At 71.0% G+C, this 18,367-nt stretch carries 22 protein-coding genes; 13 read left to right on the top strand and 9 right to left on the bottom strand.

All coding sequences use genetic code 11. From position 1 onward, the window contains the following. Nucleotides 1-32: 32 nt before the first annotated feature. The 4 genes from EDF40_RS06795 to EDF40_RS06780 form a co-directional block, all read right to left on the bottom strand. A complete protein-coding gene (locus EDF40_RS06795; protein ID WP_123338657.1) occupies nt 33-260 on the bottom strand; it encodes a hypothetical protein in 228 nt (75 codons plus the stop codon). Between the two features lie 36 nt (nt 261-296). After that, nucleotides 297-737 (bottom strand): MarR family winged helix-turn-helix transcriptional regulator, encoded by a 441-nt coding sequence (locus EDF40_RS06790; RefSeq protein ID WP_123338658.1) that lies wholly within the window; start codon nt 735-737, stop codon nt 297-299. 289 nt (nt 738-1,026) lie between these two features. Next, nucleotides 1,027-3,720 carry an MMPL family transporter gene (locus EDF40_RS06785; RefSeq protein WP_123338659.1) on the bottom strand — a complete coding sequence of 898 codons (2,694 nt, stop codon included), beginning with the start codon at nt 3,718-3,720 and terminating at the stop codon, nt 1,027-1,029. Nucleotides 3,721-3,795: 75 nt separating this feature from the next. Continuing rightward, a complete protein-coding gene (locus tag EDF40_RS06780; RefSeq protein ID WP_185002848.1) occupies nt 3,796-4,434 on the bottom strand; it encodes a TetR/AcrR family transcriptional regulator in 639 nt (212 codons plus the stop codon). A 184-nt stretch (nt 4,435-4,618) separates the two neighbouring features. Between EDF40_RS06780 and EDF40_RS06775 the strand changes: the two genes are divergently transcribed. The 6 genes from EDF40_RS06775 to EDF40_RS06750 all read left to right on the top strand — a co-directional run bounded on the left by EDF40_RS06775 (nt 4,619) and on the right by EDF40_RS06750 (nt 9,564). Next, nucleotides 4,619-6,100 (top strand): mannitol dehydrogenase family protein, encoded by a 1,482-nt coding sequence (locus tag EDF40_RS06775; protein WP_123338661.1) that lies wholly within the window; start codon nt 4,619-4,621, stop codon nt 6,098-6,100. Between the two features lie 108 nt (nt 6,101-6,208). Continuing rightward, nucleotides 6,209-6,916, top strand: coding sequence for a YafY family protein (locus tag EDF40_RS06770; RefSeq protein WP_123338662.1), 708 nt, complete (start codon nt 6,209-6,211; stop codon nt 6,914-6,916). 107 nt (nt 6,917-7,023) lie between these two features. Beyond that, the gene (locus EDF40_RS06765; RefSeq protein WP_123338663.1) at nt 7,024-7,395 is read left to right on the top strand and encodes a VOC family protein; all 372 of its coding nucleotides are present in this window, start codon (nt 7,024-7,026) and stop codon (nt 7,393-7,395) included. A 38-nt stretch (nt 7,396-7,433) separates the two neighbouring features. Continuing rightward, on the top strand, nt 7,434-8,162 hold the full coding sequence (locus EDF40_RS06760) for an alpha/beta fold hydrolase (protein ID WP_123338664.1): 729 nt from the start codon (nt 7,434-7,436) through the stop codon (nt 8,160-8,162). Further along, nucleotides 8,159-9,010: an MBL fold metallo-hydrolase gene (locus EDF40_RS06755; RefSeq protein WP_123338665.1), complete on the top strand. Its 852-nt coding sequence runs from the start codon at nt 8,159-8,161 to the stop codon at nt 9,008-9,010. Before EDF40_RS06760 ends, EDF40_RS06755 begins: the two co-directional genes overlap by 4 nt. Next, nucleotides 9,007-9,564, top strand: a complete 558-nt coding sequence (locus EDF40_RS06750) for a TetR family transcriptional regulator (protein WP_185002846.1) — start codon at nt 9,007-9,009, stop codon at nt 9,562-9,564. The genes EDF40_RS06755 and EDF40_RS06750 overlap by 4 nt, the downstream gene beginning before the upstream one ends. A gap of 106 nt (nt 9,565-9,670) precedes the next feature. Here EDF40_RS06750 and EDF40_RS06745 read toward each other — a convergent pair whose 3' ends face one another. Together EDF40_RS06745 and EDF40_RS06740 are read right to left on the bottom strand one after the other, a co-directional pair. Beyond that, nucleotides 9,671-10,237, bottom strand: a complete 567-nt coding sequence (locus EDF40_RS06745) for a GNAT family N-acetyltransferase (protein WP_123338667.1) — start codon at nt 10,235-10,237, stop codon at nt 9,671-9,673. Between the two features lie 9 nt (nt 10,238-10,246). Then, nucleotides 10,247-11,242, bottom strand: coding sequence for an alpha/beta hydrolase (locus tag EDF40_RS06740; RefSeq protein ID WP_123338668.1), 996 nt, complete (start codon nt 11,240-11,242; stop codon nt 10,247-10,249). 113 nt (nt 11,243-11,355) lie between these two features. Between EDF40_RS06740 and EDF40_RS06735 the strand changes: the two genes are divergently transcribed. Genes EDF40_RS06735 through EDF40_RS06720 form a run of 4 tightly spaced genes read left to right on the top strand, consistent with a single transcriptional unit; the run spans nt 11,356 to nt 15,051 of the window. Next, on the top strand, nt 11,356-12,267 hold the full coding sequence (locus EDF40_RS06735; protein ID WP_123338669.1) for an ABC transporter ATP-binding protein: 912 nt from the start codon (nt 11,356-11,358) through the stop codon (nt 12,265-12,267). Further along, entirely contained in the window at nt 12,264-13,115 is an 852-nt protein-coding gene (locus EDF40_RS06730; protein WP_123338670.1) for an ABC transporter permease subunit, read from the top strand. Before EDF40_RS06735 ends, EDF40_RS06730 begins: the two co-directional genes overlap by 4 nt. Further along, nucleotides 13,112-14,398: a sensor histidine kinase gene (locus EDF40_RS06725; RefSeq protein WP_185002843.1), complete on the top strand. Its 1,287-nt coding sequence runs from the start codon at nt 13,112-13,114 to the stop codon at nt 14,396-14,398. The genes EDF40_RS06730 and EDF40_RS06725 overlap by 4 nt, the downstream gene beginning before the upstream one ends. Then, on the top strand, nt 14,395-15,051 hold the full coding sequence (locus tag EDF40_RS06720; RefSeq protein ID WP_123338672.1) for a response regulator transcription factor: 657 nt from the start codon (nt 14,395-14,397) through the stop codon (nt 15,049-15,051). The genes EDF40_RS06725 and EDF40_RS06720 overlap by 4 nt, the downstream gene beginning before the upstream one ends. On the opposite strand, the gene EDF40_RS18825 is transcribed toward EDF40_RS06720, so the two are convergent. Beyond that, nucleotides 15,048-15,239, bottom strand: a complete 192-nt coding sequence (locus EDF40_RS18825; protein ID WP_123938330.1) for a hypothetical protein — start codon at nt 15,237-15,239, stop codon at nt 15,048-15,050. The genes EDF40_RS06720 and EDF40_RS18825 overlap by 4 nt on opposite strands. 224 nt (nt 15,240-15,463) lie before the next feature. Here EDF40_RS18825 and EDF40_RS06715 point away from each other — a divergent pair, with 224 nt between their 5' ends. Beyond that, entirely contained in the window at nt 15,464-16,324 is an 861-nt protein-coding gene (locus EDF40_RS06715) for a pentapeptide repeat-containing protein (RefSeq protein ID WP_123338673.1), read from the top strand. Nucleotides 16,325-16,330: 6 nt separating this feature from the next. Here EDF40_RS06715 and EDF40_RS06710 read toward each other — a convergent pair whose 3' ends face one another. Then, a complete protein-coding gene (locus EDF40_RS06710; protein WP_185002890.1) occupies nt 16,331-17,260 on the bottom strand; it encodes an NADP-dependent oxidoreductase in 930 nt (309 codons plus the stop codon). Between the two features lie 91 nt (nt 17,261-17,351). Here EDF40_RS06710 and EDF40_RS06705 point away from each other — a divergent pair, with 91 nt between their 5' ends. Then, the gene (locus tag EDF40_RS06705; protein ID WP_123338675.1) at nt 17,352-17,858 is read left to right on the top strand and encodes a MarR family winged helix-turn-helix transcriptional regulator; all 507 of its coding nucleotides are present in this window, start codon (nt 17,352-17,354) and stop codon (nt 17,856-17,858) included. Beyond that, the gene (locus tag EDF40_RS06700) at nt 17,855-18,100 is read left to right on the top strand and encodes a hypothetical protein (protein ID WP_123338676.1); all 246 of its coding nucleotides are present in this window, start codon (nt 17,855-17,857) and stop codon (nt 18,098-18,100) included. Before EDF40_RS06705 ends, EDF40_RS06700 begins: the two co-directional genes overlap by 4 nt. A 4-nt stretch (nt 18,101-18,104) precedes the next feature. Here EDF40_RS06700 and EDF40_RS06695 read toward each other — a convergent pair whose 3' ends face one another. Next, a complete protein-coding gene (locus tag EDF40_RS06695; protein ID WP_123338677.1) occupies nt 18,105-18,344 on the bottom strand; it encodes a hypothetical protein in 240 nt (79 codons plus the stop codon). Nucleotides 18,345-18,367 lie beyond the last annotated feature (23 nt).

Genomic DNA, 18,367 nt, shown 5'->3' with positions numbered 1-18,367 from the left:
GAACGTCGTGTTGCTCGGTGCAATTCCCGCCGTCAGTCGCGCGGGCAGACCAGGGTCGACGAACGGACCTGGCCCTCTGGGCGGATCACCTGGTGCAGGGAGAGGGGCTTGCCGCAGATCGGGCAGCCGCGGTCCACTGACCGGTCGTCGACCCCCTCGGGGTGTCCGGCGCCGATCTGCGACGGTCCCATCTTGTTGATGAGCGTCGTGTTCCACCGTTCGTACCACTTGCCGAAGCGCCCCACGGTGCGTCCTTTCATTCGTGCACGAACCATTATTGCACCATCGGCCCCGGATCACACCTGGTCGACGCGCTCCAACAGTTCCGTCAGGTCGTCCTTGAGCGCTTCCAGGCGTTCCAGCGGCCACCCGAGTCGGTCCGCGACCGCCAGGGGGACCGCTCGTGCGCGGTTGCGCAGTGCCCGACCGGCGGTGGTGAGCGAGACCTCGAGTTGCCGTTCGTCGGCGGCGCTGCGGGTCCGGCGGACGTAGCCGGAGGCCTCGAGCCGCTTCAACAGCGGGCTGAGGGTGGCCGAGTCGAGCCGCAGTTCGCCGGCGATCTCGCGCACCGATCGCGGGTCCTGCTCCCAGAGTGCGAGCATCACGAGGTACTGCGGATGCGTCAGGCCCATCGGCTCGAGCAGGTCGCGGTACAGCCCGATGACGCTCCGGCTCGTGGCCGCGAGGGCGAAGCAGAGCTGCCGGTCGAGCGCGAGTGGGTCGGGTGCGGAGGTCATGTGCCCACGATACCGTTCGCCCACGAAGTGTTCCCGGGGCGCGGTGGGTGGTGCGGGTCGGTGCGGGTCGGTGCGACAAGTTCGACGTCGTACGACATCGATCTTGTCGCACTGGCGCGGCCGCAACAGTTGCAGGCGCGGGCTGGCGACATCCTCGATGTCGTACGACATCGAGGATGTCGTTCCGGGTCGCGGGTCGGCGTCGGCCGCGCGCGGGGTGGGCGCACGCACGGGAGGCCCGGTGCCGGTCTCGTGGACCGGCCCCGGGCCTCCAGGCTGGGTGCGTCGACTACGCGCGGTGCGCGGGCGGGTGCCCCGACTCGTGCGCGTTGGCGTCCGGCGCCACGGGGAGGGCGTGCGACCCCGTGTGGGTGTCCTCGTGACCGGGCTGACCGGGCTGACCGGGCTGACCGGGCTGGCCGGGCTGACCGGCGACCGGGTGCGACCGCTCGAGCTTCGCGCCCTCGACGTCGACGTCCGGCACGATCCGGTCGAGCCACTTCGGGAACCACCAGGCGCTCTGTCCGAGCAGGTGCATCGCTGCCGGGATCAGCAGCATTCGGACGACGAACGCGTCGATGAGCACGCCGAACGCCAGCCCGAAGCCGATCGGCTTGATGGTGGAGGAGTCCGAGAAGATGAAGCCCGCGAACACGGAGATCATGATGATCGCCGCTGCCGTGACCACCGCGCGACCGGCGTGCAGCCCGCGCTGGACCGCGACCTTCGCCGAGGCGCCGTGGGCGTAGGCCTCGCGCATGCCGGACACCAGGAACAGCTGGTAGTCCATCGCCAGGCCGAACAGGATGCCGATCTCGATGATGGGCAGGAAGCTCAGGATCGGCGCCGGGTCGTGCACGCCGAACACGGAGCCGAGCCAGCCCCACTGGTAGATCGCGGTCAGGCCACCGAACGACGCCATCACGGACAGGATGAAGCCCGCCGTCGCCGTGATCGGGACCAGGAAGGACCGGAACACGATGATCAGGATGATGAGCGACAGGCCGACGACCACCACGAGGTAGAGCGGCAGGACGTTCGACAGCTTCTCGGACACGTCGATGTTGGCGGACGCGTTGCCCGCGACACCGAGCGTGACCGTGCCGTCGTCGGTCGTGACGGTCTGCTCGCGCAGGTCCTTGACCAGGTTCTCGGTGGAGATGCTGTCGGGACCGCCGCCGGGCTTCACCTGGAACGCGATGATGTCGCGGTCCGACGAGGTACCGATCGGCAGGACGGCCGTGACGTCGTCGTTCTTCGCCAGGGCCTCGCCGATGGTGACCTCGGTCGCGGTGACGTCGGACTTGCTGATCGACTCCGGCAGCGTCGCGACGACGAGCAGCGGGCCGTTCTGGCCGGCACCGAACTCCTCGTCGAGGGCCTTGTACGCCTTGTACTGGCTCGAGTCGACGGACTCGGACGCGCCGGTCGGCAGGCCGAGGCGCATCTGCGTCGCGGGGAGCGCGATGACACCGAGCACGGCGACACCGGCGACGAGCGTGACGATCGCGCGCCAGGTCTTCATCGGCTTGTTCGGCACCCGGGTCGAGCCGGTGTTGCCGATCTTCGCTCGCTCCTTCTTCCGCAGGATCCGCATCCCGATCAGGGACAGCAGCGCCGGCGTGAACGACGTGGCGATGAGGATCGCGAAGAACACCGCGACCGCACCGACCGTGCCCATGAGCCCGAGGAACGGGATGCCGGTGATGTTCAGCGCGAGCAGGGCGACGATGACGGTCGCGCCGGCGAACACCACGGCGTTGCCGGAGGTGCCGTTCGCGAGGCCGATGGACTCGTGCACCTGCATGCCCTGCTTCAGCTGGGTGCGGTGTCGGTTCAGGATGAAGAGCGAGTAGTCGATGCCGACCGCCAGGCCCAACATCACCCCCAGCACCGGCGTGACCGAGATGAACTCGACCAGGCCGGAGAACGACAGGGATGCAAGTGACGCCACGCCGACACCGAGCACGGCGCTGACGAGCGGGATCGCCGCACCGATGACGGTGCGGAGCATCAGGAAGAGCACGAGCGCGGCGATGATGACGCCGACGATCTCGCCCGGTCCGAGGATCGACGGCACGCCCTGCGCGATGTCGTTCGACACGTAGACGTTCACGCCGCTGATGTCGGCCGAGTCGGCGTCGTCCGCGATGGCGGTCTTCGTGTCGGCGGGGACCTCGTAGGTCGACTTCGTGAACTGGACCGTGCCGATGGCGGCGCTGCCGTTCGACGACACGAAGCGGACGTCCTTCGACAGGTCGAGGAGCTTCGAGCCCTGCTCCAGCTCGTCGGCGCTGTCGTCGAGCTTCTTCGTGTTGGTGTCGATCGTCTTCTGCGCGTCGGCGAGCTGCTGTTCGCCGGCGGTGATCTGCGCCTGCTGCGCGTCGATCTGCGCCTGCGCCTGCTGGAGCTGCGCTGCCGCGGCCTGCGCCTGCGCTGCGGGGAGGGCAGCGCCGGCGGCCTCGGCCTGGGCCTTCTGGGCGTCGAGCTGCGCCTGGGCGTCCTCGATCTGCTGCTTGCCGGAGGTCAGCTGCGCCTTCTGGGCGTCGAGCTGGTCCTGGCCGGTCTCGAGCTTCGCGCGGCCGTCGGTGATCTCCTTGCGGCCGTCGACGATCTTCTGGCGCTGCTCGTCGAGCTGGTCCTGGGTGTCGAAGCCGCTCGTCGCGCCCTTGACGCCGTCGAGCTTCTCGACCTTGGTCAGGAAGTCCGCGACCTCCGACTTCTGCGCGTCGGTGAACGCCTTGCCGTTCGTCGTCTCGAAGACGATCGTGCCGTTGCCGCCGTTCGCCGACGGGAACTTGTCGGCGAGCTCGTCCTGCACCTGACTGGTCTTGGTGTTCGGGATCGAGATCGCGGACGAGATCGTGCCCGAGAACAGGCTGTAGGTGACGCCGGCGACGGCCATGATCACCACCCAGGTGATGATCACGAGCCAGTGGCGTCGTGCGGAGAACCGTCCGAGACGGTAGAGGAGACCGGCCATGCGGTTGCCCCGTTCCTTTCGTTGCAGGTGCTGTGTGGAGCGGGGTGCGCCGGTGGACCCCTGGGGAGGGAAGTGTCAGTCGGTGGGCATGTAGCCGCTGCGGACGCTGTGCACGAGTCGTGCCAGCAGGGAGTCCCAGTCGGCGACGGACTGCTCGTCGATCGCGGGGCCGGAGGTGGCCAGCCAGTGTTCCGCGATCACGACGATGCCGCTCATGAGCGACTCGACGAGCAGGGCGGCGTCGAGGGGATCGGCTGCCGGGTAGCGGCGTGCGACCTCGTCGCGGAGTCGTTCGGTGACCCGCGAGAACGCCGTCTGGGTGAGGACCGCGGCCTTCGGGTCGTCCTTGCCCGGGTCACCGAGGATCCGGTACATGCTCGAGATCGCGGCTGCCAGGTCGGCTCCGCGTGCGGCGGACTCGAGCTCGTCGAACATCGAGGCCCGGCTGCCGTCGCCGACCGGGGTGCGTGCCATGTCGGCGAGGAACCGGTCGATGATCACGGACAGCTCCTGCTCGCACACGGCCAGCAGGACCTCGTCGAGCGAGGCGAAGTGGTTGAACACCGTCCGCCGCGCGATGTCGGCCCGTGCTGCCAGGTCGTCGACGCTGAACTCGCGGCCACCGCGTTCGTCCACCAGGTCGCGTGCGGCCTGCAGGATCGCCGCACGGTGCTTCGCCTTGAGGGCGGCGCGGCGGTCGGTCGTGAGGGTCACGAATGAGAACACTAGGTGCATCGATGCACTCGGTGCAACGACTACGAGTGCATCCTCAGGTTCGTACCCCGCGGTGGAAACTCGGTTCTGAACAGATGTGCGCGTGGTTGACTGCACCCAGCACGACCGCCGGTGCGACCGGCGGCGCGACCGCCAGAACGACCGTTGTACAAAGGAGTACCCGATGCCCGTCCGCCTGTCCCCGGAGACCCTCGACGAGATCGCCGCGAGCGGTGTCGCCGTCCCGACCTACGACCGCAGCGGGATCACCGCCGGCATCGTGCACTTCGGCGTCGGCGGCTTCCACCGCGCGCACCAGGCGATGGTGATCGACCGGCTGCTCCAGCAGGGCGAGGCGCGCGAGTACGGCATCTGCGGCGTCGGTGTCCTGGAGCAGGACCGCCGGATGGCCACGGCCATGGCGGAGCAGGGCGGGCTCTACACGCTCGTCCTCAAGCACCCCGACGGCACCCGCGAGTCCCGTGTCGTCGGCAGCATCGTCGACTACCTGCTCGCCGTCGACGACCCGGACGCCGTCGTCGAGAAGATGGCGCACCCCGACACCAAGATCGTCAGCCTGACCATCACCGAGGGGGGCTACAACTTCGACCACGTCACCGGCGAGTTCGTCGCGGACGAGCCCGGCGTCGCGGCCGACCTGCGGGGCGACGGACCGCCCCGCACCGTGTTCGGCCTGGTCGTCGAAGCCCTGCGTCGACGGCGTGACCGCGGCGAGCAGCCGTTCACCGTGATGTCCTGCGACAACATCCAGGGCAACGGCCACGTCGCCCGCGACATGTTCACCGCCTACGCACGCCTGCAGGACCCGACGTTCGCCGACTGGATGGACGAGCACGTGTCGTTCCCGAACTCGATGGTCGACCGCATCACACCGGTCACCGCCGACGAGGACCGCGCCTGGGTCCGCGACGAGCTCGGCATCGAGGACGCCTGGCCCGTCGTCGCCGAACCGTTCTTCCAGTGGGTGCTCGAGGACGACCACCCCGCCGGGCGTCCGCCGTACCAGGACGCCGACGTGCAGATCGTCGAGGACGTCGAGCCGTACGAGCTGATGAAGCTCCGGTTGCTCAACGCCTCGCACCAGGGCCTGTGCTACTTCGGGTACCTCTCGGGGTACCGCTACGCCCACGAGGCCACGCAGGACCCCGCGATCGCCACGTTCCTGCGCCGCTACATGGACGAAGAGGGCTCGCCGACCCTGCACCCCGTGCCCGGCATCGACCTCGAGGACTACAAGTCCACCCTCATCGAGCGCTTCCAGAACCCCGAGGTCCGCGACACCCTCGCGCGCCTGTGTGCCGAGTCGAGCGACCGGATCCCGAAGTGGCTGCTGCCGGTGGTCCGCGACAACCTCGCCGCCGGCCGGCCCGTCACGTTGTCCGCCGGCATCGTCGCGTCGTGGGCGCGTTACGACGAGGGCACGGACGAGTCCGGCGAGCCGATCCAGATCGTCGACCGGCTGGCCGAACCGCTGCACCGCATCGCCCTCACCCAGCGCGACGACCGGCTCGCCTTCATCGCGAACCGGCAGGTCTTCGGTGACCTGATCGACGATGAACGGTTCGTCGCCGCCTACCGGGACGCCCTCGACGGGCTCATCGCCGACGGCGCCCACGCCACGGTCGAACGCTTGTCGCGTTCGTGACGCGAGTCGCGCCCTGCGCGTGACCGGACGGCGGACGGGAGGCCCGGTTCCAGCTGGCACCGCGCCTCCCGTCCGGTGCCTGGTCACGTCACGGGCTAGGGTCGCGTCGTGAACCGGACCGACCGCCTGTACGCGCTCGTCGAGGAGCTCCGCGCCGCTGCGCCCGCGCTGCGGAGCGCGCGCCGACTCGCCGAGCGGTTCGGGGTCAGTGTGCGCACGGTCGAGCGGGACCTGTTGTCCCTGCAGCAAGCCGGAGTGCCGATCTGGGCCGAGCCGGGGCGGACCGGCGGGTACACGATCGACGCCCGTGCGACGCTCCCGCCGCTCGGGCTGACCGTCGACGAAGCGCTCGCGGTGGCGATCGGCCTCGGCGCGCTCGCCTCCAGCCCGTTCCGAGACGCGGCGCGCAGCGCTGCCCGCAAGGTCACCGCGGTGCTCGCCGAGGACGACGCCCGACGGGCAGCGCGACTCGCGAGTCGCGTGCACCTGCTGGAGTCGGGGGAGCGCACGCCGGCTCCCACGGCGCTCGCCGGTGCGCTGACGGGCGGGCGCGTCGTCCGGATGCGGTACCGCGACGCGGCGGGCACGGAGACCGATCGCATCGTCGAACCGCTCGGCTACATCGGGAAGGGCGAGGACTGGTACCTGGTCGCGTGGTGCCGGTTGCGCGACGGCGTCCGTGCCTTCCGCGGCGACCGGGTGCTGGCGGTCGAGGAGACCGAAGAACAGGCACCGCCCCGAGTGGTCCGACTCGACGAACTCGACATCCCGCACGGCGTCCTGCGCCCCGTGCTCGGGGACCTGCTCGGGGACTGAGGCGCCAGATCCGCCTGCTCATTCGCCGAAACACCGACAGGACGGTGTCGCGGTGGTCGCGCATGCTCGACGAGTCCGGTCACGGTGGCCGGCCAGGAGGGCTTCCCGTGCAGTTCGCATCCGTCCGGATCATCACCGACGACCTCGACGGGATGGTGCGGTTCTACGAACGCGTCACCGGGACCGAGGCGCGGCGACCCGCACCCGTCTTCGCCGAGATCATGACCGGCGGCGCCGTGCTCGCCCTCGCGACCCCGGCGACCGTGGCGATGCTCGGACCGGCCGCGCCCGAGCCCCGCACGAACGGCAGCGTGTTCCTCGAGTTCGTGGTGGACGAGGTCGACGCCGCGTTCGCTGTCTTGCGTGGCGACCTCGACGACGTGGTGCTGCCGCCGACGACGATGCCCTGGGGGAACCGATCGGCGCTGTTCCGTGACCCTGACGGCAACCTCGTGAACCTCTTCAGCCGTCCCGCTTGACCATGTATTCTGTCAGTCACTGACAGAATCGAGTGCACATGCAGCTCCACGTCGAGACCCACGGACACGGCCCTGTCCGGGTCGGACTCGTGCACGGCATCCTCGGTTCGGCGCTGGTGTGGCGCGACCTCGTGTCCCACGCCGATCCGGACCGGTACACGTTCCTCGTGCCGGACCTGCGGGGTCACGGCGAGAGCGACCGCGCGGCGTCGTACACACTCGCCGCGTTCGCAGACGACCTCGCCGAGACGCTGCCGCAGGGGCTCGACGCCGTCGTCGGACACTCGCTCGGCGGACGGGTGCTGTTCGACGCCGTCGACCGGTTGCGCCCGGCGCGCGCGGTGTACCTCGACCCCGGCTTCCACCTGCGGGCACCGGGGCGGAGCGTGCTCGGGCGGGCGTTCTGGGCGCTGCCCGGCCTGCAGCCGTTGCTCGTGCAGGCCTACGACCGCACCGATCCGCGGTGGGGGCCGGCGAACGTCGCCCGCGCCGCGGAGAGCCACCGGCACTGGGACCGCACGATGCTGCGCGACGTCCTGCGCGAGGTCGTGACGACACCGGTCGCTCCGGCGGCCCCGTTCGTGCCGTCGACGCTCGTGCTCACCGACGACGGTCGACACGTCGTGCCCGACGCCGAGGTACCGGTCTACGAGCGCCTCGGGTGGGACGTCGAACGGGTGCGCGGCGTGCACCACGACCTCGCGATGGAGGACCCCGCGCGCACGATGCGGCTCCTCGACGACGTGCTCGGCGGGGCCCGCGCATGAGCGTCACCACGGTGTTCGGCGGGGTGTCCAACGTGCTCGTCACGGACGGCACGACGTCACTGCTCGTGGACGGCTTCTTCAGTCGTCCCTCGTTCCCGCGGCTGATGCTCGGCCGGCTCCGACCGGACGTCACCCGGATCGAGGACGCCCTCGCCCGGTTCGACGTCGACCACCTCGATGTTGTGCTCGTCTCGCACTCGCACGCCGACCACGCCCTCGACGCTCCCGTGGTCGCGGACCGGACCGGGGCGGAACTCGGCGGCTCGGCGTCCACCCGGATGATCGCCACCGGGTACGGGCTCGACCGCGTGCCCTTCCGGGAGCTCCACGACCGCGAGTCGTTCGCGGTGGGGGCCTTCAGGGTCACGCCGCTGCACGCCCTGCACAGCGACGGCGACGCGGTCCCGGGCGAGATCACCGAGCCGGTCACCCTGCCGGCCCGGATGCGCGACTTCCGGACCGGCGGCTGCTTCTCGTTCCTGTTCGAGCACCCGGACGGATCGGTGCTGGTCCACCCGACGGCGAACTGCATCCCCGGAGCGTTCGCGGGGCTCCACGCCGACACCGTCTACCTGGGTGCGGGCGCCGCCGGTGCGAAGCCGACGGCCTGGATCGAGCAGTACTGGCAGGAGACCGTCGGCGCCCTGCACCCGAGCGTCGTCCGACCGGTGCACTGGGACGCGTTCTGGCGTCCGGTGACCCGTCCGCTCAGGCCGCTGCCGAAGAAGCTCGACCGCCTCGACGTCACGATGCGCGCGTTCGCACGCCTGGCGGACGCCGACGGTGTCGACCTCCGGCTGCCGGAGCTCTGGCAGCGCGAGACCGTCTCCACGCGGTCCGCGCCGTGACCGGGGTCCGGGCGCAGAACCGGCGGGCGACGGAGTGTGCCGTCGAGGACGCCGCGGTCGCGCTGGTCGGCGCGCGCGGGTTCGACGTCGTCACCGGGGCCGAGATCGCGACCGCGGCCGGCATCACCGAGCGCACGTTCTTCCGGTACTGCGCTTCGAAGGTCGACGCGTTCCTGTTCGTCTCGCGCGACGTCCACGACGCCGTCACCGCCGCGGTGACCGCCCCGGTGCCGTTCGGTGCGTTGACCGAGGTGATCGCCGAGGTGCTCGTGACGTTCGAACGCGATCACCACGACGACCTCGACCGCCTGGTCCGGGTGCGCGCGCTGCTCGTGGCCGATCCGGCACTGCTGTCCGCCGTGCTCGAGCGGGACGCCGCGCAGACGCTGGAGCTGCAGTCGGCGTGGCAGGGCGCCGACCGGCTCGCGGTGCCGTTGGCGCTGCTCGCGCTGCGCGCCGCGTTCGACGAGTGGGCGGAGCGCCCCGCGGGGGAGTCACTCAGCGCGGCGTTCCGGCGGACCTGCGCCGCGCTGCGGACAGCCACCGGTGGCTGATCGCACGTCATGCCCCGGACGCGTCCACCTGACGCTGCTGGAGGCCCGTGGCGGGCGTGACCCGAGCCTCCCGTCCGCTCTGGACCGTGACGCGAGACGCGCCGCGTCAGTCGTCCGGAAGCACGTCGTCGTCCCACGGCACCGGCGTCGTCTCGCCCGTCTCCCAGTCGTGGCGGAGGACCCCGTACCCGACCGACGCGACCGCGCGGCCGCCCTCGATCGGCCACCCCTCGCGGTAGTGCGCCTCCTTGACCCACCCGGCACGCACGAAGACCCGGCGCATCGCCGTGTTGTCCTCGCGGGTCTGGCCCTCGAAGCGGGTCACTGACGGCAGGGTGCCGAAGACGTGGTCGGTGACCGCACGCAGTGTCGGGACGCCGAGTCCGCGACCTCGGAACGCGCCGGCGATGCGCAGGTCGAACAGCGGGACCGGGTCCTCCAGGTCCTCGAGCCGGACGAACCCGATGCGGCCGTGCTCCGTGTGGTCGACCCAGTACGAGTCGTGCTCGTCGTCGCGGTAGGAGCCGGACTCCACCGCCTGGACGGCCTCTGCACGGCTCCACGTCCGCCGCACGTGGAACGGGAAGTCCTCGGTCGACAGGAAGTCGACGAGTGCGTCGTGGTCGATCCCGGTCGGGTCGAGCCGGGTCAGCCGGACGGAGCGCTCGGTCATCCCGCCACGCTAGCGGGGCTGCAACGTGGTGGCCCAGCGTCCGATCGCGTCGTACGCCTGCTCGCGCACGTCGGGCGCGGACAGCACCACGTCGTGCACGGCTCCCGGCAGTCGGCGGACCGTCACCTCGTTGCCGAGCGACAGGGCTCGGTGGGCCACCGTGTCGACGTTCAGCGCGACGTCGGCGTGCGCCATGCCGGGGTCCCACCGGGGCTGCAACATGCTCTTGTCGCTGAGCATGACCAGGACGGGGACCTGGATGTCGAGCCCGTGCTCGACCGTCTCCTGCCCCGCGAAGACCGCCGCGAGCCAACCCGGGTGCAGGGGGAACCCACGGTCCGGCCGCCACTGCTGGTCGTACGTCCACGAGCCCTCGCCGGCGGCCGACACGGTGCGCGTGTAGAAGCCGGGGTCGACGGCGGGCATCGGGGCGAGGGGGTTCCGCTTGGCGCCGAGCTTGATGACGGGCGCGACGATCGCCCGGCCCACGGCGGTCGCCTGGAACTCGAGCCACGGACTGTTCAGGACGATGCCGTCGACGAGTTCGGGGTGGCGCGCAGCCCACAGCGACAGGGTCAGACCGCCGGTGGAGTGCCCCATCAGCACGAGCCGCCGCTCGCCGGGACCGGGGTGCTCGGCGGACACCGCGTCGAGCGCCGCGGCGATGTCCTCGTCGTACACCGCCAGGTCGTCGACGTTGCCGGGGGTCTGGTGGGGGCGCAGGCTCCGGCCGTACTTCCGCAGGTCCAACGCGTGGAAGCGGGCCCCGAGCCGTTCGACCCGCTCCGCCAGCTCGGTCTGGAAGAAGTAGTCCGACCACCCGTGCACGTACAGGACGTCGGCGCCGTGCAGCGGTCCGCGCCCGTGCAGCAGCAGGTCCGTCGGGGTGTGCCGCCGACGGACGAGGGTGGCGACGACCAGCCCCTCGGAGTCGGTGCCGAGCGGCAGTTCGAGTCGCTCGTAGGGCGCCCCGAGGACGTCCTCGTGCCACCGCTGGACGACCATGACCCCACCGTATCCGGCACCGCTGCGGGTGGTACCGGGGTACCACGGTCGCTCCGCGGAGATCGTCTGCGACGGCGATGTGGCGGACCCGCTCGTCTCCGTACCGTTGCCGCATGATCGAGATCCAGAACCTCTCCAAGCGCTACGGCGAGAAGGTCGCCGTCGACGACGTGTCCTTCACGGTGCGCCCCGGCGTCGTCACCGGCTTCCTCGGTCCGAACGGCGCGGGCAAGTCCACCACGATGCGCGCCGTCGTCGGACTCGACCGGCCGACCTCGGGCACCGCCCACGTCGACGGACGCCCCTACCGCGAGCTGCGCGACCCGCTGCGTCGCGTCGGCGCACTGCTCGAGGCCAAGGCGGTCCACAAGGGACGCAGCGCCTTCGACCACCTGTCGGCGCTCGCCGCGACGCACCGGATCCCGACGGCCCGGGTGCACGAGGTCATCGGCATGACCGGCCTCGAGAACGTCGCGAAGAAGCGCGTCGGCGGGTTCTCGCTCGGCATGGGACAGCGGCTCGGGATCGCGGCGGCACTGCTCGGCGATCCGCAGACGCTGATCCTCGACGAGCCGGTCAACGGCCTCGACCCCGAGGGCGTCGTGTGGGTGCGTCGGCTCGCTCGCAGCCTGGCCGCCGAGGGGCGTGCGGTCTTCATCTCGAGCCACCTGATGAGCGAGATGGCGCTGACCGCCGACCGCATCGTCGTGATGGGTCGTGGCCGGGTGCTCGCGGACATGGACATCGCGGACCTGGTCGCCGCCGCCACGGAGCGGTCGGTCACCGTGCGGACGCCGGAGCCCGAGCGGCTCCTCGACGCGATCGCCGGCCCGGACGTCACGATCGGCTACGAGGGCGACGGGGCGCTGCAGGTCCGTGGCCTCGGTGCCGAGCAGATCGGCGAGGCAGCCGGTGCCGCGGGGATCGTCCTGCACCAGCTGGCCACCACCGAGGCGAGCCTGGAGCAGGCCTACCTCGAACTCACGCACGACCAGGTCGAGTACCGATCGGAGGTGGCCCGATGAGCGCGGTCACGAGCAACGCCGTGCCTCGGCACGAAGCGTCGGGCATCCACTTCTCCGGCGTCCTGCGCTCGGAGTGGATCAAGCTCCGCTCGCTGCGGTCGACGGCGTGGACCTTCCTGCTGGTGCTCGTCCTGCCGATCGGCATCGGCGTGCTCCTGGCGGCCTTCGCGGACAACGGTGGTCAGGGGCTCACGGGTGACGCGGCTCGGAACGCGCTCGTCCTCTACAGCACGAGCGGCACGATGCTCTCGTCGCTGATCGTCGCGGTGATCGGCGCCCTCGTCGTCACCGGCGAGTACGGCACCGGCATGATCCGCTCCTCGTTCGCGGCGGTCCCACGGCGGTCGGTCGCACTGGCGGCGAAGGCGATCGTCCTCGCCGTGGCCGTCTTCGCCACGAGTGCCGTGAGCGTCTGGGCCACCGCCTTCACCACCCTGCCGATCGCGGCGGGACGGAACGTCGAGGCGTCGCTGGACGCGAGCGTCGCGATGCCGCTGCTCGGCGCCTCCGTCTACCTGACGCTCATCGCCCTGCTCGCCTTCGCGGTCGGTGTGGTCCTGCGTTCCACCGCCGGGGCGATCGCGGGTGTGCTCGGGCTGATGCTCGTCGCCCCGGTCGTCGTGCAGCTGGTGCAGTCGTTCACGGGAGCGGACTGGCTCGGCACGCTGACGAACCTGCTGCCGCAGAACGCGGGCCAACCGCTCATGCAGTTCGGCACCGAGGTGACGTCGGGGTGGCACGACGGCGTCCTAGCCTTGGGGGGATGGAGCGGATTCGCGGTACTGCTGGCCTGGGTGGTTGTCGCCTCGGTGACGGCACTCGCCCTGGTCGAGAAGCGGGACGCGTGACCCCTGCCGACCTCGCCCCCGGTGCCGTCGTGGACGGCACCGGGGGCATCGCCCTGCCCGATGCACCCGGTCGTCTCCGGCGGTTCTGGGCGCGCCACCCGGTCATGACCGACGTGCTGCTCATGGTCTTCTGGGGTGCGATCGAGGTCGTCGTGGCGTTCCGGAGTGCGTGGCAGGTCGACGGGAGCCCCGCCGCGCGGGTCACGGTCGTCATCCTCGTGGTCATCGCCGTCTCCGGCATCCCGCTCCGGCGCACGCACCCCGCGGTGACGGCGGTGCTCGGGCTCGCGTCCGTCGTCGCGATGACGTGGACGCAGGCGGGGTACTCGCCGGTGCTCTTCACCGTCTACGCCGCGACCGTGTGGTGGTCGCGTGCCGCCGGGTGGTGGACGGCCGCGGTCGCCGTCGTGCTGGCCGCGGGGGCCACGGCGCTGCGCGTCTTCGTGGTCGCGCCCGGGTCCGGAGGACTTGCGGACGTCCTGTACCCGCAGCCCACGACGTTCCTGCTGGCAGCGGTCCTGATCGGGGTCAACGTGTCGAACCGCCGTCGCTACACGCAGGCGCTGATCGACCGCGCGCACCAGCTGGCCCGGGAGCGCGACCAGCAGGCGCAGCTCGCCACCGCCGCGGAACGGGCCAGGATCGCGCGCGAGATGCACGACATCGTGTCCCACTCGCTCACGGTGATGGTGCGGCTGGCCGAGGGTGCGGCGGCGGGGGTGACCGCTGGTGCACCGACCGGTTCGGCGGGGTCCGCTGCCGCCGCCATGCGCGGTGTCGCCGACGTCGGCCGCGGCGCGATGGGCGACATGCGCCGCATGCTCGGGGTGCTCGGAGGCGACGGCGAACCCGCGCTCGCGCCACAACCGGGCATCCACGACGTCCCGCAGCTCGTCGACCGGTTCCGCGCGCTGGGCACCCCCGTCGCCCTCGAACTGGTCGGCGTCGTCCCCGACGACGACGCCCTGCAGCTCGCCGTGTACCGGGTCGTGCAGGAGGGCCTCACCAACACCGCGCGGCACGCGCAGCGCGTCCGATCGGTCGACGTCCGCGTGGCAGCGTCCGCCACCGAGGTCACCGTGGTCGTCACCGACGACGGACGGACAGGAGGCCCGACTCGGCCCGCCGGATCGGCCCACGCCCCAGCGGGGTCGGGTCGAGGGCTCATCGGGATCGACGAGCGCATCCGCGCGCTGGGTGGGAAGGTGCGCGCGGGCTCCCGCGACGGCACCGACGGTTGGCAGATCCGGGCGACGATCCCGGTCAGGGCGGAGGACCGGTGATCCGCGTGGCGATTGTCGACGACCAGCAGCTCATCCGGACCGGGTTCCGGCTGCTGCTCGAGGCACAGCCCGACATCGAGGTCGTCGGTGAGGCCGGCGACGGCGGCGCGGGTGTTCGGCTCGTGCGTGCCCTGCGTCCGGATGTCGTGCTCATGGACGTCCGGATGCCCCACGTCGACGGCGTGACGGCGACGGCCGCGATCGTCGAGCAGGTCCCCGAGACCCGGGTGCTCGTGCTGACGACGTTCGACCTGGACGAGTACGCGTTCGGTGGCCTGCGTGCCGGGGCGAGCGGGTTCCTGCTCAAGGACGTCAGTGCCGCGCAGCTCCTCGACGCCGTCCGATCCGTGGCAGCGGGCGAGGCCGCGGTCTCACCGCGGGTGACGCAGCGGATGCTCGAGCTGTTCGGCCCCGTGCTCCCCGACGACCGGCCGGCGGGTCCGGACCCGCTGGAGCCCTTGACCCCGCGGGAGCGCGACGTCCTGCTCGCGATGGCCCGCGGGCTGTCGAACCCCGAGATCGCCGCACACCTGGTGACGAGCGAGTCCACGGTCAAGACCCACGTCGGGCGGGTGCTCGGCAAGCTCGGGCTGCGTGACCGGGTGCACGCGGTGATCTTCGCCTACGAGCACGGTCTCGTGCCGCGGTCCTAGCTGCGCGGGGCCCTCGCGAAGAACAGGGTGATCGCGCCGAGGGCGATGGACGCGACGATCAGCACCCAGGCGAGCACGGGGATCAGCCCGTCCCACGGGGTGAACAGGAGCACGATGCCGATCACCAGCACGACGGCGGCGGCGATCAGCACGAGGCGGTGCGGTCTTGCCGGGTGGGTTCTGGTCACAGGTGCACCGTACGCGACGGGACTGCGGACGGGCGCAGTCGCGCGCCGCTAGCCTGGCCGCAGTGACACGTTCTCCCGCTCTGTGACGCAGAGCCCATCCAGCGACACCGGTTCGCTCCTCGGACGAGGGGCGGTGATCTCGTGCGCCCGGAACGGGGACTCCCGACGGAGTTCCCCAGCAACCCGGCGCCCTGTCGAGACCACTCCAGAGAGACCGTTCGTCCATGTCATCGTCTTCTTCTTCATCCTCTCCTTCTGCTCCCGCCGACCGCTCGGGGCTCCGCGCTTCGTGCGGTGACTGCTTCGCCCTCTGCTGCACCGCCTTCGGGTTCCAGCGGTCCAGCGACTTCCCGATCGACAAGCCCGCCGGCACCCCGTGCCGGAACCTGGCCGACGACTTCTCCTGCACGATCCACCAGACGCTCCGTCCGCGGGGCTTCACCGGGTGCACCACGTTCGACTGCTTCGGGGCTGGCCAGTACGTCTCGCAGGTCCTGTTCGACGGCACGAGTTGGGTGGACCGGCCGGACTCGAAGCCCGAGATGTTCCGGGCCTTCGCCGTCGCCCGGCAGCTCCACGAGATGCTCTGGTACCTGGCCGAGGCGGTGTCCCGCTCGACGACTCTGGGGTCGGCGGAAGTGCCGACCGCGCTCCGGCACCGGGTCCAGCAGATCCTCGACGGCGAGCTGTCGGGCCTCCTCGCGGTGGACGTCGAGTCGCTCCGGTCCGAGGTCCGTTCCGTCCTGATCGACGTCAGTGCCGAGGCCCGAGGCGGGTACCCCGCCGCCGGCGAGGCGGCCGGCGACCTGCACCCGTCGGCCGACCTGGCTGGCCGCGACCTGCGATCTCACTTCCTGGTCGGCGCCGATCTCCGAGGTGCCGTCCTGATCGCCGCGGACCTGCGGGGATGCGACCTGTCGGGTGTCGACCTGCTCGGGGCGGACCTGCGCGACACCCGGCTCGGGGGAGCGGACCTGTCGAACGCGCTGTTCTTGACTCAACCCCAGGTGAACGCTGCGCAGGGCGATGCGTCCTCGGTGCTGCCCGACGACCTCGACCGTCCAGGGCACTGGCCGCTCCCGTGATCGGGTTCAGGGCAGGACGATGACCTTGCCGGCGATCCGCCCGGCTGCGCCCTCGGCGTGCAGTGCGCGCAGCTCGGCGAGCGGGATGCGTCGCGTGACCTCGACCGTCAGAGCACCGTCGTCGACCAGTGCGACGAGCTCTGTCAGGCGTTCGCGGTTGGGCAGGACGAACACGGTCGCTGCACGAACGCCTCGGGACTCGTCACCCGGCGTGGCCATGAACGCCGTCGTGCTCACGACGACTCCGCCGTCACGGACCGCTGCGACGTCCGCCGCGAACTGCTCGGGCTCGATCGGCGCCAGGTTGAGCAGCACGTCGACCTGACCATCGAGGGCATCGAGCAGGTCGGTGGCGGTGTGGTCGATGACCTGATCGGCACCCGCCGCGCGCACGGCGTCGGCACTGCGGGGGCTGGCGGTCGCGATGACGTGTGCTCCGGCGCGCTTGGCGAGCTGGACGGCGTACTTGCCGACGACCCCGCCGGCACCCACGACGAGCAGCCGCTGCCCGGTGGTGAGCTGGCCGTCGTCGAACAGCGCCTGCCAGGCGGTCAGAGCGACGGACGGCAGCGCGGCCGCGTCGGCCAGTGGGATGCTCGTCGGCGCTGCGACCACGGCGTCCGCCGGTGCGATGACGTACTCGGCTGCGCCGCCGTCGCGCTCCATCGGCAGGAACGCGATCACTGCGTCGCCCACGGTCAGACCGGTCACGCCCTCGCCGATCGCGTCGACCGTGCCGGAGACGTCGTAGCCGGGGACGTGCGGCAGCTGGATCGGGATCGGCAGGAAGCCGGCCCGCATGCCGTTGTCCGCAGCGTTGTACGCGGAGGCCGCGACGCGGAGTCGCACCTGACCCGCTGCCGGGGTCGGCTGCTCGACCTCGCCGTACTGGAGGACCTCGGGTCCACCGACTTCGTGGAACTGCACTGCCTGCATGGTCATGCCTCTCGTATTTGCTTCGAATTCGAAGCGCTTGCCGGGGATACTAGCACTGCTTCGAACTCGAAGCAACAGGTACGATGGTCGTATGAGCGACACCCCCACCGCGCTGACCCCGACACAGCTCGGCGCCTACTTCGCGCTGACCGAGGTGAGCGCGCTCCTGCGCCCCGCGGTCGAGAAACAGCTCCGCGACGTCGGCGGCTTGAGTTACGTGCAGTTCCAGCTCCTGGCGCGGTTGGGGGATGCTCCGGAGGGGCACCTGCGCATGACGGACCTCGCCGACGGCGTCGTCTACAGCCGCAGCGGGCTGACTTACCAGGCGCAACTGCTCGAACAGCGCGGGCTCGTCACGAGGTCCCCGTCGCCGGACGACGAGCGCAGCACCGTCGTCGCGATCACCGACGCTGGGCGCGAGGTCCTTGCCGACGTGTTCCCCGGCCACATCGGCACCGTGCACGGACTCCTGTTCGCGCCGATCACGGACGACGACGCGAGTGACCTCGCCCGGATCCTCGGGCGCATCAGCGAGCACCTCCGTGCGAACCCGCCACGGTCGAAGTCACGGCGTTCCGGCAAGGCGGCGACAGCATGAGCCTCGAGCGGCGCGCCGCTCGGTGGATCATCGTCGGCTCGGTCGTCGTCGGACTGGCGCTGACCGTCTACGCGACGTCCTACTGGCTGTTCCCGACGTCGTTCCAACTCCAGGAGCGGTTGCCCGACGGATCGATCAACCCGCGCGCATGGGCCGACCTGCTCGTCGCGTACGTCCTCGCGCTCGGCTGCTTCGCGGTCGCCGGATGGGTGGGCGTGCAGCGACTCCGCACTCGCCGCTGAGGCGTCAGCTGCGCGTGCGTGACCGTCGCCGCGACACGGTGGCGACGACGAGCGTGGCGACGCCGAGCGCGATCCCGATCAGACCGAGCAGGTAGCCGAACAGCATCAGGATGCCGCCGCCGATGTTCGCACCGCCCCCGGTGTCGTTCGCGAGCGACCACGCACCGATACCGACCGACAGGAAGGCGCCCAACAGGAACACCGTGCACATCACGTGCAGGACCCTCGTGCTCTGGGAGGTCATGGCGACTCGCTTCCGTGCGTGGA

It is taken from the genome of Curtobacterium sp. PhB170, assembly GCF_003752345.1.
In the GTDB taxonomy this organism is placed as follows: Bacteria; Actinomycetota; Actinomycetes; order Actinomycetales; family Microbacteriaceae; genus Curtobacterium.
The sequence above is the reverse complement of the archived record's forward strand: the minus strand, read 5'-3'. Positions and strand labels throughout refer to the sequence as shown.

What these genes read in the sequence shown, in the direction of transcription:
- EDF40_RS06705 (WP_123338675.1), top strand. Translation starts at nt 17,352, where the DNA reads ATGAGCGACACCCCCACCGCGCTGACCCCGACACAGCTCGGCGCCTAC.
- EDF40_RS06755 (WP_123338665.1), top strand. Translation starts at nt 8,159, where the DNA reads ATGAGCGTCACCACGGTGTTCGGCGGGGTGTCCAACGTGCTCGTCACG.
- EDF40_RS06695 (WP_123338677.1), bottom strand. Translation starts at nt 18,344, where the DNA reads ATGACCTCCCAGAGCACGAGGGTCCTGCACGTGATGTGCACGGTGTTC.
- EDF40_RS06785 (WP_123338659.1), bottom strand. Translation starts at nt 3,720, where the DNA reads ATGGCCGGTCTCCTCTACCGTCTCGGACGGTTCTCCGCACGACGCCAC.
- EDF40_RS06700 (WP_123338676.1), top strand. Translation starts at nt 17,855, where the DNA reads ATGAGCCTCGAGCGGCGCGCCGCTCGGTGGATCATCGTCGGCTCGGTC.
- EDF40_RS06795 (WP_123338657.1), bottom strand. Translation starts at nt 260, where the DNA reads ATGAAAGGACGCACCGTGGGGCGCTTCGGCAAGTGGTACGAACGGTGG.
- EDF40_RS06760 (WP_123338664.1), top strand. Translation starts at nt 7,434, where the DNA reads ATGCAGCTCCACGTCGAGACCCACGGACACGGCCCTGTCCGGGTCGGA.
- EDF40_RS06715 (WP_123338673.1), top strand. Translation starts at nt 15,464, where the DNA reads ATGTCATCGTCTTCTTCTTCATCCTCTCCTTCTGCTCCCGCCGACCGC.
- EDF40_RS06740 (WP_123338668.1), bottom strand. Translation starts at nt 11,242, where the DNA reads ATGGTCGTCCAGCGGTGGCACGAGGACGTCCTCGGGGCGCCCTACGAG.
- EDF40_RS06735 (WP_123338669.1), top strand. Translation starts at nt 11,356, where the DNA reads ATGATCGAGATCCAGAACCTCTCCAAGCGCTACGGCGAGAAGGTCGCC.
- EDF40_RS06710 (WP_185002890.1), bottom strand. Translation starts at nt 17,260, where the DNA reads ATGCAGGCAGTGCAGTTCCACGAAGTCGGTGGACCCGAGGTCCTCCAG.
- EDF40_RS06745 (WP_123338667.1), bottom strand. Translation starts at nt 10,237, where the DNA reads ATGACCGAGCGCTCCGTCCGGCTGACCCGGCTCGACCCGACCGGGATC.
- EDF40_RS06730 (WP_123338670.1), top strand. Translation starts at nt 12,264, where the DNA reads ATGAGCGCGGTCACGAGCAACGCCGTGCCTCGGCACGAAGCGTCGGGC.
- EDF40_RS06790 (WP_123338658.1), bottom strand. Translation starts at nt 737, where the DNA reads ATGACCTCCGCACCCGACCCACTCGCGCTCGACCGGCAGCTCTGCTTC.
- EDF40_RS06775 (WP_123338661.1), top strand. Translation starts at nt 4,619, where the DNA reads ATGCCCGTCCGCCTGTCCCCGGAGACCCTCGACGAGATCGCCGCGAGC.